Source organism: Sorangium sp. So ce281 (assembly GCF_051527395.1).
In the GTDB taxonomy this organism is placed as follows: domain Bacteria; phylum Myxococcota_A; class Polyangia; order Polyangiales; family Polyangiaceae; genus Sorangium; species Sorangium cellulosum_B.
The window spans coordinates 9,415,019-9,431,333 of the sequence record NZ_CP150322.1 but is presented as its reverse complement, the minus strand read 5'-3'; the positions used below and the strand labels follow the sequence as shown (position 1 = coordinate 9,431,333).

General features: G+C 72.7%; 12 protein-coding genes. 4 read left to right on the top strand and 8 right to left on the bottom strand.

Annotated features, from left to right (window positions below):
* Positions 1-351: 351 nt before the first annotated feature.
* From WMF27_RS35785 to WMF27_RS35765, 5 genes are read right to left on the bottom strand one after another with little or no spacing between them, the layout of a single operon-like run.
* Positions 352-1,188 (bottom strand): CPBP family glutamic-type intramembrane protease, encoded by an 837-nt coding sequence (locus WMF27_RS35785; protein ID WP_437764387.1) that lies wholly within the window; start codon positions 1,186-1,188, stop codon positions 352-354.
* Positions 1,170-2,321, bottom strand: a complete 1,152-nt coding sequence (locus WMF27_RS35780) for a peptidase MA family metallohydrolase (RefSeq protein WP_437764388.1) — start codon at positions 2,319-2,321, stop codon at positions 1,170-1,172. The genes WMF27_RS35785 and WMF27_RS35780 overlap by 19 nt, the downstream gene beginning before the upstream one ends.
* Positions 2,318-3,256, bottom strand: a complete 939-nt coding sequence (locus tag WMF27_RS35775; protein ID WP_437764389.1) for a hypothetical protein — start codon at positions 3,254-3,256, stop codon at positions 2,318-2,320. Before WMF27_RS35775 ends, WMF27_RS35780 begins: the two co-directional genes overlap by 4 nt.
* Before the next feature lie 58 nt (positions 3,257-3,314).
* A complete protein-coding gene (locus tag WMF27_RS35770; RefSeq protein ID WP_437764390.1) occupies positions 3,315-4,313 on the bottom strand; it encodes an NAD-dependent epimerase/dehydratase family protein in 999 nt (332 codons plus the stop codon).
* Positions 4,314-4,352: 39 nt separating this feature from the next.
* Entirely contained in the window at positions 4,353-5,489 is a 1,137-nt protein-coding gene (locus tag WMF27_RS35765; RefSeq protein ID WP_437764391.1) for a hypothetical protein, read from the bottom strand.
* A gap of 209 nt (positions 5,490-5,698) precedes the next feature.
* On the opposite strand from WMF27_RS35765, the gene WMF27_RS35760 reads away from it, so the two are divergent.
* Positions 5,699-7,942: a cyclic nucleotide-binding domain-containing protein gene (locus WMF27_RS35760; protein WP_437764392.1), complete on the top strand. Its 2,244-nt coding sequence runs from the start codon at positions 5,699-5,701 to the stop codon at positions 7,940-7,942.
* A gap of 49 nt (positions 7,943-7,991) precedes the next feature.
* On the opposite strand, the gene WMF27_RS35755 is transcribed toward WMF27_RS35760, so the two are convergent.
* Both WMF27_RS35755 and WMF27_RS35750 read right to left on the bottom strand, forming a co-directional pair.
* Complete coding sequence (locus WMF27_RS35755) at positions 7,992-9,683, bottom strand: serine/threonine protein kinase (RefSeq protein WP_437764393.1); 1,692 nt, start codon at positions 9,681-9,683, stop codon at positions 7,992-7,994.
* An 85-nt stretch (positions 9,684-9,768) separates the two neighbouring features.
* The gene (locus WMF27_RS35750; protein WP_437764394.1) at positions 9,769-10,737 is read right to left on the bottom strand and encodes a serine/threonine-protein kinase; all 969 of its coding nucleotides are present in this window, start codon (positions 10,735-10,737) and stop codon (positions 9,769-9,771) included.
* 605 nt (positions 10,738-11,342) lie between these two features.
* Between WMF27_RS35750 and WMF27_RS35745 the strand changes: the two genes are divergently transcribed.
* Together WMF27_RS35745 and WMF27_RS35740 are read left to right on the top strand one after the other, a co-directional pair.
* A complete protein-coding gene (locus tag WMF27_RS35745) occupies positions 11,343-12,056 on the top strand; it encodes a helix-turn-helix domain-containing protein (protein WP_437764395.1) in 714 nt (237 codons plus the stop codon).
* A gap of 58 nt (positions 12,057-12,114) precedes the next feature.
* Entirely contained in the window at positions 12,115-12,702 is a 588-nt protein-coding gene (locus WMF27_RS35740; RefSeq protein ID WP_437764396.1) for a hypothetical protein, read from the top strand.
* Positions 12,703-12,842: 140 nt separating this feature from the next.
* On the opposite strand, the gene WMF27_RS35735 is transcribed toward WMF27_RS35740, so the two are convergent.
* On the bottom strand, positions 12,843-14,669 hold the full coding sequence (locus WMF27_RS35735; protein WP_437764397.1) for a PE-PGRS family protein: 1,827 nt from the start codon (positions 14,667-14,669) through the stop codon (positions 12,843-12,845).
* Positions 14,670-15,054: 385 nt separating this feature from the next.
* Between WMF27_RS35735 and WMF27_RS35730 the strand changes: the two genes are divergently transcribed.
* Positions 15,055-16,065 (top strand): vWA domain-containing protein, encoded by a 1,011-nt coding sequence (locus WMF27_RS35730; RefSeq protein WP_437764398.1) that lies wholly within the window; start codon positions 15,055-15,057, stop codon positions 16,063-16,065.
* Positions 16,066-16,315 lie beyond the last annotated feature (250 nt).

Below are 16,315 nucleotides of genomic sequence, written 5' to 3'. Positions count from 1 at the left end.
GTTGGTTCCTCGAAGGCGGCGCGTCAATGTGTGCTTGACGCGGTGCGCTGAAATATGACATAGCCGTGTCCGAGGGGTGAGGCGCTGTGGGAGATCGCGCGCGTTCGCCCGCGATCCGCTTGCGCGGCGCGCGCTCTCGCGGCGCTGTGGCATGTCGGTGTCGGTCCGGGGGATGTGACGCGCCGAGCGCCGGAGACCGGACGCCGGCGGTGGAAGAGGAGAGGCCGAGTGCCCAGCTGCGATGGATGCGGCGCCGCCGGCGCCGATGTCCGGAGCTACAACGCGGGTGCGGCGCGCTTCATGCCGGCGCGGCGGCGAGAGCTCCGTGGTGGCCGCGCGGGGCGGGGCGCTTCACCGCGCTGGACGGTCAGGCTGCAGGGCGCCGGCGCGGAGGGTGAGCGCGGCGAGGATGGCGAGCACGGCCGCGCCGAGCCAGGCGGGCGGGCCGAAGGCCTGCGTTCCCGCGGCGAGGGCGCCGTCGATCCACGTGGCGTCGAGCAGGGCGCCGCGCAGACCTGCGCCCGCGAGCGCGGTGAAGCTCGCGTGGACGGCGACCGCCCCGAACACGCCGCGGCCGCGCAGGAAGAGCGCCGCGGCGAGCGCGCCGAGCGCGGTCGCGAGGGCGAAGCTCGACGGGGACGCGCCCGGCGCGAGCCCGAGCGCGGCGCCGTGCGCGAGGGCGGAGAAGACCAGCGCGGGGCGGGGCGAGAGGCCGGCGCGCGCCGCGGCGGCGAACGGGATGCCGGTGAGCAGGAGCTCGTCGCGGACAGCGAGGGCGATCGCGCGCGCCAGGGCGAAGCCGAGGCCCGCCGAGGGCGCCCCGGCCTCGACGGTCACCCACCCCAGCACCGCGGAGACGCCGAGCGTGATCAGCACGGCGAGCGCGCCGAGCGCGGCGCCGAGCCCGACGCGACGGGCTCGGCGCGCGCGGCGGCCTGGGCCCTCCGGCTCCAGCGGGTCGCTCCACTGCACGCCGGCCCGCGCCGCGACGACGTCGGCGACGACCGCGCCGGCGAGCGCCGCCGCGAGCGGGCTCGACGAGAGGAGCACGGACACGATCTGCAGGGCCGCGGCGAGGCCGATGAGCCAGGCCGCGCCGAGCGCGAGCTCCGTCAGGCGGCGCTGCGGTCCGGCGGGACCGGGCCGAGGAGGGGTCTCCTCCGTGGCGTTCAGTGGAGCGTGTGCCACTGGCCGTTGTGCTCCACCTTCGGGACGTCCGCGTCGCCGTCGACCTCGTTGCGGTGACGCGCGCCCAGCGTGGCGACGAGCTGGACCGTGGACGGGCGCGCGGGCCGGTGGCGTGCCTCCGACGCCGCGCGGAGCCGGCGGCTCGGCGCGGGAGGCGGCGGCGATCTCCGGCTGCGGAGCCGCTGCACGGCCAGCCGGCCGGAGGCCAGGAGCCCGAGCGCCAGCAGCGAGCCAGCCAGCACCGGGACGAAGCCGTAGCGGCGCGCGACGTTGGCGCGCCACGCGAGCTCGATCTCGCGGCCCGTCGAGACATAGGCGGCCCCGAGCGCGGCCTCGAGCGGCACGCCGCCGCGCACCTGAGCCAGCGCGCGCACGAAGCTCTGCCGCCGCTCGTCCTCGACGAGGAAGCGGACGACGTCGGCCGCCTGCGCGTAGGGCAGCGAGCCGGCCGTGTCCTCGGCGCCTGTCAGGTGCGCCTCGAGCTCGTCGAGCGGGAGGAGGCGCCCCCGGAGCGCGGCGACCGAGAGCTCCTGCGCGCGACGAGCGCCGCGGTCCCCGGCCACGTGGGCGGCGAACCCCTCGTGGAACCAGCGCGGGACCACGGCGCCGCCCGTGACCTCGTCCAGGGCGAGGTGCGCGAGCGCGTGACGGAAGGCGCCCTCGAGATCGGGCGCCTCGGCGCCGAGCCGCGGAGAGGCGCTCAGGACCGCGAGCCGCAGCGCGCCGAACGAGATCGCCGTCACGGGGCCAGCGAGGCCCCCGGGGACGAGATCGTCGAGCTCGGCGGGCACATCCGCGATCCGGACCTTCACGGGGGCGGTCAGCACGTCGCGGCCGAGCAGGGCGCCGAGCTCGGCGCGCAGGTCGCCGGCGCGGGCGATCAGCGGGCGGACACGGTCGCGGGTGGACGGGTGATAGGCGAGCTCGATCCAGCCGAGATCCTCGGTGTGGTACGCCGGCGGCGGCGGCGGCACGGGAAGATCGGCGCTGCCGTCGCGCGACGCGGCGGGCGCGTCGTAGACGCGGGGCGCGGCGCCGGCGAGCCGCGCGGGCGCGGCGATGATCGCGACGCAGAGGAGCGCGACGAGCCTCAGCCCGAACCCCGCTGGGCTGCGCCGGGAGGAGCGCGTCATGGCGCGATCCGGCCCCGCAGGTGCACGGTGTCGCCGTCATCGCCGCCCGTCTGGGCCAGCACCAGAACGACGATCCCGGTCGCGACGACGCCCGCGAGCGGCCCCCAGAACCAGGGGGAGCTCCACGTCGAGCGCCGCTCCGACGGCTCCGGCGAGCTGGCGCCGCCGTCCGCGGACCTCGGCGCCGCCTGGGCGACGTCGGCGCGAGGTCCGCGAGGCCCCGAGGCGCCGCGCGGCGATGAGGCGGGCGCGGGCGGCGGCGTCGCGGCGCGGCCCGCCGCGCCTCCGCTCCGCTCGTCTCCGGCGAGCAGCGCGCGCACGGCCGCGCCCGCGCCCGGCCAGCCGAAGGTCGCCCCGGTGGGGGCGGCCGCGCCGTCCGCGGTCCGCTGGACCGTCGCGCCGAGCTCGAGCGGCGCGTAACTCGCGCCCGCGACCCGGAGCACGCGCGCCACGGGGTGGCCGTGCGCCGTGCTCACCGCGACGACGAGCGCCGCGCCTGCGCCCGCGCCGAGCGACGCGAGCAGCCCGCGCGCGACCGGCTCGGACTCGGCGCGCCCGGCGGAGCGGCGCACCTCCGCGAGCTCCTTCACGGCGGCCGGCGCGTCCGGGCGCGGCGGATCGCCGGCGAGCACCTGCGCCGTCGCCTCGTCGATGGGCGGGCGGAGCGCGGGGTCGCCGTAGATCGCGCGGGCGAGCGAGCGAGCCGCCTCGGCGCTCGCGTCGTCCACCGCCACCACGACGGCGCCGCGCAGGGCCGACCGTGCGGCGGGCGTGTCCGGCGCGCCGCGCGCCGCCGGCGCCGCCGCCGCGCTGCCCGCGTCCGGAGCCGCCGCGGCGGCGCCGTCTCGAGGCGGCTCCTGGGCCTGCGCGGGCGCCGCCGTCAGGCCGAGCGCCATCGCGACGAGGCCCGGGGCAACCGGCGGACAGCGGGACATGCATTTACGGTACGGAGGCCGCGGGCGAGCGTCAAACGGCGCGCGGCGCGGCTTCACGTCACAGCCAGCCGTGCTCGCGGTACCAGGCGACCGCGCGGCGCGTCCCCTCCGCCCAGCTCACCTCGGGCGCCCAGCCGAGCTCCCGGCGGGCGTCGCTCGAGTCGCAGACCCAGTGCGACGCGGAGAGCTCGTTCAGCTTGTCGCGCGTGAGCATCACGGCCTTGCCGGTGAGGCGGCCGAGCCCCTCGCTCGCGAGCGCGGCGCCGCGCACGAGCGAGAACGGGACGCCGAGACGGACGAGCGCCCGCGCGCCGAGCGCCGCCTCCACGTCCGCCAGCATGTCGCGCCACACATACACGCTTCCGTCGTCGATGAAGTAGGCGCGGCCGCTCGGCACGTCGCTCTCGATCGCCCGGATGCACGCGGCGGCCGCGTCGGAGGCGTAGATGACGCTGAGCGTGTTCCTGCCGTCGCCGAGCATCGGGAGGAAGCGGCGCGCGACGCTCTGGAAGAACGCGAACGACTCCTGGTCGCGCGGGCCGTAGATCATCGGGGGGCGCATGACGACCACGGGCAACGCGCCCTTCTCGGCGAGGACCAGCCGCTCGGCCTCGAGCTTCGAGCGCCCGTAGCGCGTCACCGGGGCCGGGCGCGCGTCGGCGGCGATGGGGCGCCCGTCCAGGCTCGGGCCAATGGCGGCGAGGCTCGAGACGAACACGAACCGCCGTATCGCCCCCGCCGGCGCCGCCTTCGCCGCGTCGAGCAGGTTGCGCGTGCCGCCGACGTTGACCCGGAAGAACTCCGCCTCGTCGCGCGCCTTGACCAGCCCGGCCGAGTGCACGATCGCGTCGACGCCCGGCGGGCCGACGACCGCGCGGCGGACGCTCTCCGCGTCCTCGACGGCGCCGTACGCGAGCTCGACCCCGCGCAGCGACGACAGGAACCTCGTGTCCGACGAGCGCCGCACCAGGGCGACGACGCTGTGCCCCTGCTGCACGAGCTGCTCGGCGACGTGCGAGCCGAGGAACCCGCTCGCGCCCGTGACCAGCACCCTCATCGATCCGCTACTCCTTTCCGGCCCCGGCGCACGCGTCCATCACAGCGCCCGCTCGTAGACGCGGTACTTCTTGTGGATCCGGCCGCCCATCAGCCGGATGCCCGCGTTGATGGCGGCGTTGTCCTCCAGCGTCCACCCCAGCTCGCCGCCCTCCATGCCGAGCAGATGCGCCGCGCGGTTCATCTCGACGTAGAGGAAGGCGCTGAGCCCGGCGTAGCGCCGCACGTGGCGCCACTTCTTGCGGATGCCGAGCACGACGAGGCGCCCGCGCTTCGGGCCGCGCACGCGCAGCCGCCACAGCAGCTTGAAGATGCCGCCAGGGAGGAGCTTGCCGTGGAAGTCCTTGATCAGCTGGTTGAGGTCGGGCAGCCCGAGCGACACGGCGGCCGGCTCGCCGTCGATGAACGTGATCTTGGTGAGCTCGGGCATCAGGATGAGCCGCACGTCCTTCGACCACTTGACGAGCTCCTTCTCGGTCATCGGGACGAAGCCCCAGTTGTCGCTCCAGGCGTCGTTGTAGACGTCCATGAGGATCCGGATGTCGCGGAGCAGGTTCTTCGGATCGCCGCAGCGCGTGTGCACCTCCGGCATCGCCAGGACCTCGGCGTGGGCCCTCTGCGCCCGGGCGGGGACGTTGCCGACCTCGTAGCCCCACGCGTAGAGGTCCTTCACCTTCTCGAGCCCCGCCTGCTCGATGAGCCGGCCCTGGTGCGGCCGGTGGTAGGGCATCATCATCACCGGCGGGAGCTCGAAGCCCTCGATGAGGCAGCCGATCTCCTCGTTGGTCGAGAGCGAGTAGGGGCCCCGCATGCGCTTCATCCCGCGCGCGCGCAGCCAGCCCGCGGCCTCGGCGAGCAGCGCCCCGGCCGTCTCGGCGTCGTCGATCGTGTCCATGAACCCGAACGAGCCGGTCTCGTCGCGGTGGACCCGGAGGTGCTCGTGATCGACCTGCGCGGTGATCCGGCCCGCTGGCCGGCCGTCCTTGTACGCCACCCATGCCGTCCCCTCGGCGTGCTCGAAGAACGGGTTCTTCTTCTTGTCGAGCCGATCGGAGATGTCCAAGTCGAGCGGGCGGATATAGCTAGGCTCACCTTCGTAGACGGTGTCGACCACGTTCAGGAAGTCCTTCAGGACCTTCTTGTCGCCCTTCCGGAGCTCGCGGATCTCGATAGCCATAGGGCCTGAGCCCGTACCTTCCGAGACGCGGCGCTGCAAGGGGCTCGCACCGACGTGGTCTCGGCCCCGAGCGCCGCGCGCCGCGCGCCGCGCGCCGCGCTGGTTGCCGGACGCCACGCGCCGCGCTGATCGCACGACGCCGCGCGCGTGAAGCCGGTAAGCTCTCGCGGAGGGCCTGTCCGGCCCCCGGCAACTCAGGTGGACGCAGCATGATGACCCCGAAGGAGTTCCAGAGGCAGTTCAAGCGGCTGCTGATGAGCCGCGTGGAGGGCATGGACTGGGAAGACAAGCTCGCCCGGGTCCGCCAGTACCTGCGCCAGCTCGAGGCGCGCCAGAGCCCGGAGGAGGAGTCGGCCGAGCTCTCGCCGTCGCTGGAGCTCATCCCGTTCGAGCCCGGCAAGCGGCCTGTCGACGAGGCGCTCTATCCGGGGCACGGGTGCAGCGAGCGCGTCGGCTGCATCAACACCTCCGGCGACCCGTCGGAGCTCGGCGACGAGGTGTGGCTGCTCTACCGGCTGCGCGATATCTACGCGTTCGTCGCCCCCTTCGAGCGCCCGTTCGAGGTGACCATGTCGGCGTGGTTCCTCCCCGCGAGCCCCGGAGACGGCGATCCGTGCCCGGTGCCCGGCCTCGTGGACCGGCCGCTCAGCCCGCAGATCGTCTCGACGTCGTCGTACCCCGTCCCGATGCTCGAGCCGGCCCCGTGGAACTCGTTCCATCAGACGGTCTACGTCGCCACCATCGCGCCGGCGCGGCAGCTCGTGCCGCACCCCCCGGGCGAGGAGACCGGCGGCGGCTATGCCTGGAGCGACCTGCCCGAGTCGTTCCGGCGGCGCGTCACCGACGGCTTCGAGCCGTTCACGTTCGCGAGCCTGTTCCGGCAGCAGCTCCGGGTCGAGATCAGGCTGAGCGAGGCGGGCAGGACGGTAGCCTCCGAGTCGACGGACATCGAGATCTTCGACACCGGCCGCTTCGGCTCGCTCTACGCGCGCCTGCTCGACCGGCTCGTCAAGGCGGACACGGAGATCCAGCAGCGGGCGCTCGGGATCGACGAGCTCCACGTCGGCTATCACCCGTGGTTCCCCGTGCTGACCATCGGCATGGACAAGGCGCTCCTGTACCTCCGGGCCATCCATCAGGACCTCGAGCAGCACCGGCGCAACCTCCCCGACCCCCGCTGGCTGCTCCGGGTGGGCCTCTACCTCGAGCTGCTCACGTGCCTCGGCATCTTCGAGGCCGTGAAGCACGACTACCCGGACATGCTCTCGCCGGGGGAGCGCGAGGCCTTCGAGGAGGGCGCGGCGTTCGCGCCGATCCGCGCCTCGATCGACGTCGCGGCGTGGGCGCAGGTCTGGGACATGCGGCACATCGCGCCGCGCGCGGCCGGCTTCTTCGCGGCCGGGCCCGTGAGCCTGACGAACCTGATGCGCAAGCAGAAGGCCACGCTCGCCTTCCTGCACGCCCACCACGCGGACCTGCAGAAGGCGATCGAGCTCGCCGGTCCCAACCTGTGGAACGCGCAGGAGACGTGGCACCGGGTGTTCCGCGACGCGGAGCGGGCCGTGCTCAAGAACAACGCGCTCGCGTTCCCGGAGCTCGCGCACCTCGATCCACGGTGGCGCGACTTCGCGCTCTGGCACCAGCGGGGGGACATGCGGCTGTTCGGGCTCAGCCTGATGCCCGAGGCGCTGACGGGGCTCTTCGGCGACCAGGACGGCATCTTCCCCGCGGCGTGCCGGCAGTACCGGAAGTCGATGAACGACGTCGCCCGGTGGGCCGCCGAGCGGAACCTCATGGATTACACGGGCGACGCGTGCATCCCGCGGAACGCGAGCCTGCTCGAGGCGTACATGGAGAAAAACCCGTCGCACCTCGCCGCGCTGCAGCGGCGCGACGGCCACGGGGCCGCGCCGTCGATCGAGCTGGAGGAGCCGAGCAAGGCGGCGCGGGAGGCGAGCGCCGAGGACCTCATGATGCTGCTCCGGCGGACGCCGGTCTTCAAGCCGCTGCTCGATCGCGAGCTCCGCAAGCTCGCCACGAAGGCGCGCCGGATCGAGTACGGGCCGCTCGACCGGATCGTGCTGCAGGGGCAGCGGGACTCGTCGATGTTCGTCGTCGCGTCCGGCGCCGTCGAGGTCCTGGTGCGGCACCCCGACGGGCAGGACGCGACGGTCGCCGCGCTCGAGAAGGGCGCCGTCTTCGGGGAGTTCGCGCTGCTCACGGGCGAGGAGCGGACCGCGACGGTGCGCGCCGTCGACGAGGTGGTGCTCTACCAGATCACGAAGGAGGCCCTGCAGCCGATCATCGAGGCGCGCCCGCAGCTCGTGATCGAGCTGAGCTTGCTCATGGCGTCGCGCCAGGCCCACCTGCGCGACGCGGCCGAGCGCTACCTCGAGGCCGAGGAGAAGGTGCGGAGCCTCGCGGGGCGCATCCGGCGGTTCGTCCTCGGCTGAGCGCGCTCGGCCCTTCGTGGCCGGCCGGCGTCGCTCGGCCCCCGCGCGATCAGCCCTTCAGGAGCCACGCGACGGCGTCGGCCTCCGCGGTGAAGAACGAGTACTCGGGCAGCCCCATGGCGGCCGACAGGCGGGAGATCTGCATCTTCGAGAGCGCGCTGTTCACGAGGTTCGCCGCCTTGCGCATGCCGTGCTCGACGGCGTAGGCCATGGTCTGCTCGACGTACGGGCTCACCTCGGGCTTCTGCGGGGGGAAGTCCGCGATGTCGGCGAGCACGTACCAGGGCTTCCCGAGGTTGAGCAGCGTCGATGCCTTCTGGCGGAACTCGTCGAGGTACGCCTTGCCCTCGTCGATGTCCCAGAACCCCCACACCTTCACGTGGAGGACCCCCGTCGACGTGTCGGGCCTGACGTCGAAGCGCCGCTGTGGGGCGCGCTCGCGCTTCGACGTGAGCTCGGACCTCCTCGGCGCCTCGCTCCCGGAGAGGCCCGTCCGGCCCGGCGGGTCCAGGGGGGGCGGCGTCCGGGGTCGGGTCTCCGCGAACTTCGGGGCGGCCGACGGCGCGGGCGGCGCGGAAGAAAACGAGGGAGGGACGGAGCGCGAGGGCGGGTTGGGTGCCGACGGCGTAACGGAGCGCGAGGGGGGGCTCGGGTAGGAGGCCGGACCGGGGCGTGAGGGAGGCGTCTTCGACGACAGCTCCGGCACCGTGACGGTCGGCACCTCGGCGAAGCCCCTCGCCGTGCCGGGCTTCGAGGGCAGCGTCGGGTCGGTCGGGCTCGGGTTCGCGCTCGGCGCGGGCGCCGCCGGCTCCGGCAGGAGGACGACGCGCGAGACCCGCGGGAGGGCGACGTCGAGCGCGGCGGCGAGCGCGCTGACCGCGACGGACGCGCGCTCGAAGCGGTCCTCGGCCTTGAGCGCCGTCGCCTTGAGGAACCAGCCGTCGAACTCCTTCGGCAGCGCCACCGAGGACCGCCGCGCCGCGCGCGCGCTGGGCGCCTCCATCGCGCCGCGCAGGAGCTCCCCCGCGAGCATGTACGGGGACGCGGTCGCCTCGGCCTCCTGGGCCCAGTACGACTCGCCGACGAGGAGCGCGTACGCGACCTGCCCGAGCGCGTAGATGTCGGCGCGCGGGCCGACGTTGCGCTCGGCGCGGATCTGCTCCGGCGCCATGTACACGGGCGTGCCGAGCATCTGCCGCGTCAGCGTGGAGGCGTTGTGCTGCTCGATGACCTTGGCGATCCCGAAGTCGAGGATCTTCACGCACGGCGAGCCGTCGTCGCGGACGGTGACGAACAGGTTGTCCGGCTTGAGGTCGCGGTGGACGATGCTCGCCGCGTGCGTCTTGTCGAGCGCGAGCGCGGCCTGGAACAGGTAGAGCGCGACGTCCTCGGCGAGGAGGGCGCCGCGCTTCTTGACGAGGCTGCCGAGCTCCTCGCCGCGGAGCAGCTCCATGACGAGGAACGGGGTGCCGGTCTCGTCGTCGACCCCGGCGTCCGAGGTCCTGACGATGTGGTCGCTCTCGATGACGCCGGTGATGCGGGCCTCGAGGGCGAAGCGGGCGCGCAGCTCCTCGCTGTCGAGCAGGCTGGGCAGCATCACCTTGAGCGCGCGGCGCGTCGCGGTGACGTCGTCCATCACCTCGTAGACGGCGCCCATCCCGCCCGCCTTGATGACGCGCAGCACCTGGTAACGGTTGCGAAACCGCGTATTCGGCTGCAACAGGCCGGGCGAGGAGCTCATCCTGCGGCCCTCGGTTCAGGCATGGTTTGCACCACGCTACCAGCGCCGCTTCCCGCGTCGCAAGGCGGTCGGGTGAGGAACGTGCTCAGCGCACGATCGCGCCTCCGCCCGTAGGCCCACCTCCGGATCGATCGGCGTGGTCGAGGTGCGGCTCCAGCGCGCTCCAGAGCGAGCGGACGTCCTGGAAGCGCTCCTCGGGGGCCACGGCCAGCGCCCGCGCGACCCACGCGTCCACCTCGGGGAGCAGGTCGGGCCGGAAGGCGTGCAAGCTCGGCCGCGGGCCGCGGGCGGCGGCGAGCAGGATGTCGACCCGGCTCGCGCCGGCGAACGGCACGCGCCCCGCGAGCGCGCGGAAGAGCACCGCGCCGAGCGAGTAGATGTCGATCCGGTGGTCGATCTCCTGGGGCCGGCCCTTCCATACCTCGGGCGCGATGTAGCTGGGCGAGCCGGGGATCGTGCCCTCGCGGGTGAGGGGGTCGGCCTGCATGACCTTGACGAGACCGAAATCGAGCAAGCGCACGCGCCCCCGCGCCGCTGCCCCGGCGCGGGCCGGCGCGCTCCCGCGGTGAGGGGAGGTGGAGGAAGGGACGCCCGTGTCGTGGTCGAGGACGAAGATGTTCGCGGGCTTCAGATCGCGGTGGACGATGCCGCGCGCGTGCGCGGCGTCGAGGGTGTCGACGATCGGGCGGAACAGCTCGCGGACCTCGTCGAGCGGGAGCCGCTGGTTCCGCGCCTCCAGCTGGCGCAGCGCCGTCTCGAGATCGCTGCCCTTCAGGAACTCCATGACGATGTAGAGGGTGCCGTCGGGCACCTCGCTGAACGCGAAGACGTGCGTCGCGCTGGTGCCGGCCAGCTCGCCCATGGCGCGGGCCTCGCGCCGCAGGCGAGCTTTCAGGGCGGGATCGCCGGCGAACTCGGGCCGCAGGCACTTGACGGCGACGTGCGCGCCGGTTTCCTGGTCCAGGGCGCGGTAGACCACGCCGTGGCCTCCCTGACCGACCACCTCGATCAGCGTGTACCGGCCGTCGAGCACGTCGTCGATGTCGTGGTCCATCGGCAAGCCCTCGGTGCGTGAGCGCGCTGCGTCAGCGTGCCGCACAGCGAGCCCAGGTTGTAGCCGCTTCGGCGCGCTGGCGGTAGGGACCGGTTGGGCGCCGCCCTGACTCGCCGGCCGGGGGCGGACCGGAGGCGGAGAGGGGCGGCGGGCGCGGGCGCCCGGGGACGCGGCCCGCGGGAAGCCGCCTGCGGGGGGAAGAGGCCTGTGGCGAGCGAGCGTGCGGCGAAGCGCGCTGGGAGCAAGCGCGACCCTGGGCGGAAGTGCGAGCGCGCCGAGGGGGAAAGCGAATGCGACAGGGACGTCACGGATCGGGTTCAGGCGGTATCCTAGAGCGACAAACGGGTTGAAACCCCGAGAAAAAGCAGGAATTTCACAGGGAGGCGAGGAGACGGGGAGCGAGAGACGGCGAGAAGGAGAGATTCTTTTTTTTTCTTCCTCCCCGCCTCCTCGCCTCCCTGTGAAATTCTCCGGGTTTCAACATGATTGGTGTTCTAGGAGTGACGGAAATGGCCTGATGATCGATCCCACGCATCATGACGCAGCGACGAATTTGGTTGGTTTTCCGCCCCTGAGATCCCGTGTAGAGTGGCGCCCATCCTCCTATGAGATCCGTCCGACAGAACAGCGACCTTCCCCGGGTGAACGGCGCGCTGCCGGTCACGCTCGACGCGCAGCCAGCCAGGCCCGGCGCACAGGGACAGGAGCTGGAGGAGGAGGCGTGGACGTATGAGGTCGCTCACCACGACTCGCCGTCGGATCTCACGCACGTTGTCGGGGAGAACCTTAGGCGGTTGCGCACGCGACGCGGCCTCTCGCTGGAGCGGCTCTCGAAGATCTCCGGCGTGAGCCGTGCGATGCTCGGCCAGGTCGAGCTCGGCCGCAGCGCGCCCACGATCAACGTCGTCTGGAAGATCGCCCGCGCGCTCAGCGTGCCGTTCTCGGCGCTCGTCAGCGATCGCTCGGCGAGCGGCCCGATGCTGCTGCGCGGGGATCGCGCGAAGCGGCTGACATCGCACGACGGCAAGTTCACCTCGCGCGCGCTCTTCCCGTTCGATGCGCCGCGAACGGTCGAGTTTTACGAGCTCTGCCTGGCCCCGCTCGGCGTCGAGAAGGCCGATCCCCACCCGCCCGGGACGACCGAGAACATCGTGGTCTGTCAGGGGACCGTTGAAATCAGCGTCGACGGACAGCGGTTTCTGCTCGCGACGGGCGACGCGCTCGTGTTCCAGGCGGATGTCCCGCACGTCTACCGCAACCCGGCGAACGTCGACTCGCTGATGTACCTGGTGATGACGTATTCGCTGCAGGCGCCCTGAGGCGGGGCGCGTTCCTCGCCGAGGAACGGGGGAGGGGCGGAGCAGCGCGAGGACGCCGGTGAGCGCCGACGCTCCGCTGCTCCGAGGCGGTCCGCGGCCGCGCTACTTGGTCATGGCGGGGGTGCACATCATCATGGGCATCCCGCCGCACATCATCATCATGGGCATCCCGGCCGACATCATCTTCGTCATGGCCTCGCAGCGCTCCTTCAGCGTGTCCATCGACATGCCCTCGGGCGGCATCATCTTGCAGATCATTCCGTCCTTGGTCATCTCACACGACATCTTGCACGTCATGGGCATGCCCATGCCCATCATGCTGGGCATCATGCCCATCATGCCGGGCATCATGGGCATGCTCATGCCCATCATGCCGGGCATCATGCCCATCATGGGCGCCATGGGCATGGGCATGCCCATCATGCCGGGCATCATGCCCATCATGGGCGCCATGGGCATGGGCATGCCCATCATGCCGGGCATCATGGATGCGCCGGCGGCCATCTCCGGCGTCGACATCATCGGGTACATCGCCTGCGGCATCATGGGCATCTGCATTGCAGTGGTCATGGGGGCTCCTGTCGTCCGCGCTCGTTGCTTCCGGGGAGCCGTTCTAGCCGGTCGGCGCGCCGTCGCAACGCGTTGACACGGGCGCCTGTCGCTTTGCTCCAGTCTAGCGGAGGCGCCTCCACGGCGTTGGAGGCGCCGGCGCCCCGGGCGGACGAGTATCCATGATAGCGACGGCCGCTCCGACAGGAGATAGCTCCTCGAGCTCAGCAGCGTTGATCAGTTGATCTGCAGGTTCGCGGACGCCTCACCGTCCTGTCCCGCGCCCGCGACGCCGCCGCTCGGGGTCGTGCCGCCAGCGCCGCCGTACCCGGGGACGCCGGTCGAGCAGCTGTTGTCTCCGAACGTGAAGCCGACGCTCGCGGCTCGCGCCAGGCAGGCGCTCGGGCCACCGCCCCCGCCCGCGCCTGGGCCGCCGTCGCCGCCATTGCCACCCCTGCCGCCGACGCCGCCGTTGCCGGCGTCATCAGGACCGGGGCCGCCAGGGCCGCCGTTCCCTCCGAACTGCGGCGCTCCTCCGTTGCCGCCGCGGCCGCCGTTGCCGCCCTTTCCGGTCGTGATCTCGTTGCGGGAGACGACCACCCGTCCGGCCGCCGCGAAGATACCAAAGCTCCCGCCTCCACCGCGGCCAGCCTGGCCGCCGCGGCCTCCGAGCCCGCCGCATCCGCCGCTGCCGCCGCCACCGCCGCGATCATCAGGGAATGGCGAGCACGAGCCGCCGCCGCCGCCGCCCGCGCCGCCGCCGCCGCCGCCGTTCGCTCCCTGCTGCCCGTTGGTGCCGTTCGCAGGCTGGTAGACGCCCGAGGCGATGCGCCCGAGATTCGCGCCCCCTGTTCCCGGCGTCCCTTGCGATCCCGCCATGCCCGGTGCGCCATTTTGTTCTGGCGAGGTGCGCGTCGAGCAGCTTCTCGACGCGATGCCCCCCGCGCCGCCCGCCGCGCCCTGGCTGCCCGGATGGCCCGCTGCTCCGGTGTTCGAGCCATGTCCGCCATATCCACCCCTCCCGCCAGGCTCGTCGCAGGTGGGCGCCGGGCCGGCATTGCCGAGGCCGCTGCAGTTGTGGCAGCCCTGCTCTCCCGCATTCCCCGCCGCCGCGGTCCCCACCATGTGCGCCGCCCCGTTCGTCCCTGCGGCGCCGGCCCGGCCCTCCTCCACGTCGATCTGGTTGAACCGCACGAAGAGATCCGCCGTCCCTCCGCCGAGGCGCACTCCATAGGTGCTCGCGCCGGCCGACGACGGGCTCAGCGCTTCTATCGAGAGGCCCTCGATGTGCGTCGGCTGCGTGATCGAGGGCGCGTGGAACACCGTGCCTGCCGCGCGCACGGTGGTCGTCACCGAGGACGTCCTCCGGAACTTGAAGTCAGCGTTGGCGTGATCGAACCCACCGTAGATGCTGATGCCGGACACGACCGTGACCGCCTCCTGGTACAGCTCGCCCGACAGGCAGATCGCCGGCACCGCGCCCGCCTGCGCCACCTGGATGGCCTTGGCGATCGTCTCCACCGGCGCGTTGCGCGCCCCGCTGCTGGCGTCGTCCCCCGTGCTCGCCGAGACGTAGATGCATCGCTCGACGAGCCCGTCGCCGCCATCGCAGTTGTCGTCGACGAACTCGGCGTCGATCGGATCCTCGCCCGCCTCTCCCGCCGCGGTCGGCGTACACGCGTATTCACAGCCGCACTCGCCCGTGAAGGGATTACCGTCCACGTCGTGTGTGCCCGGCAAGCATCCCAGCGCGCATCGATCCGCGCCCCCGGCGCCGCCGCCGCCCGCCTCTTCGCTGCCCCCCTCTCCACCCGAGCCGCCTTCACCCCCGCTCGAGCCGCCTTCACCCCCGCTCGAGCCGCTCGTGGCGGCGGCGCTGCTCGATGACGCTGTCGTGGTGGTGCTGCTGCTGCTGCTCGCGGAGGACTCGCCGCCCGCGCCCGAGCCGCCTCCCGTGCCCGCGACCGGCCCGACGGGGTCGTCGATCGAGCTGCTCTCCGCGCAGCCGATCGCCGAGAGCAAAGCGAGCAGAGATGCCGTCTCGAGGAAGAATTGTGCGCGCATGCTTAATTCTGCACCTTCGCGCGCTTTTCGAAAAGACATTGTCTTGCTCGTTCCCAATCACCATGGGGCTGTGCGCCACATTGCGGCCGGCATCAAAAGCGCGTCCGCCCACGCCGTTATGTGCTGCGCCGGCGCGAGCCAGCTCACGATTCCGCGATTCGCCCCTCGCGCCTGTCACCGTCTCCGGTACTCTGTGTCTGCGTACCTTCCCGCTTCCGCACCGTCCTCGCTGTCCTCTGTTCATCTCATGCGCCTCGAATCGCTCCACCTCACCTCGCTCGCTTCCATGGTTGGGCTCGCCGTCGCCCTGGGGCTCCATGGCGCGTGTGCACCGGACTCAGGAGCTGGCCTTGTCTCGTCCTCTTCCTCTTCGGACGGAGCTGGCTTGGGCGGGACCTTTGATCCGGATGGCGGGCTGTCGACCGACGCGCCTGTCGAGGTCCTCGATCCGGACGCCGCGTGTGGCCTTGTCACCGAGGAGGCGATCGCGGTCCCGCTCAATCTCTATATCATGATGGACAAGTCGTCCTCGATGGCGGGCGACGACCCCACGGTGGCCGACAAGTGGACCAGCGCGAAGGCCGGCCTGACGGCGTTCGTCAACAGCGCGAGGTTCGCCGGCGTGCGCGTGGCGCTGCGCTTCTTTCCGCGGGTGGCGGACGACGTGCCGGCCTGTGACCACGAGGCATACAGGGAGCCGCTGGTCCCGTTCGGTCCGCTCCCCGACAACGCGGGCGCCATCGTCGCGGCCATCGAGGCCGAGTCGCCGAACGGAGCGAGCACGCCCGTCTATCCGGCGCTGGGCGGCGCGCTGCTCCAGGGCATCGACGTGGCGAAGAACCACCCCGGCGAGGCCTCGGCGGTGCTGCTCGTCACCGACGGGCAGCCCCAGGGGCCGGCGGCCCAGTGCGCCGGGGTGAACCCGGAAGACCCGGACGCCATCGCGGATCTCGCGGCGGCGGGCGCGCGCTTCGGCACCCCCGTGCGCACCTTCGTGATCGGGCTCCCGGGCGTGAACCAGAGCTTCGCCAACCAGGTCGCGGCCGCGGGAGGCACCGACGCCGCCGTCCTCGTCGGGGCGACCAACATCGCCGTCGAGTTCGAGAACGCGCTCGCGAAGGTCACGGGGCAGGCGCTCCCGTGCGAGGTCGAGGTCCCTTCCCAGGTGGCCGGCGGGCAGGTCGCGTTCGACGACGTCAACGTCCTCTTCGGGCTCGACGGCGCATCGGAGGAGATCCTGCCGCAGCGCCCCGGCTGCGGCGGCCCAGGCTGGCGCTACGACGACCCGGCCTCTCCCGCGGCCCTCGTGCTGTGCCCCGACACCTGCGAGGCCGCCAGGGGCGCTTCCATCGCGAAGATCCAGATCCTCCTCGGCTGCGAGACCGTGATCCTCTGACCGAGCGCAGCAGAAGGACCGCGCGATCTCGAAGGAGAGAGGGCGAACCGCTGGCGTCGTGGAGAGGACGGCGGGAGCGACGGAGAGGCCCAGAAACATGCGGCGCAGACGCGAGGCGTCATGGGTGAGGCAGCTCACTGCGCTGGCGGCGTGGGGGCGCGGATCGTGGGGCCGGCGCGAAGGCGTGGGACCGGCGCGCGCGGGCGGCGCCCGGCGGCGCCCGGCGCGGTGAGCGCCGCCTTGCAACTCT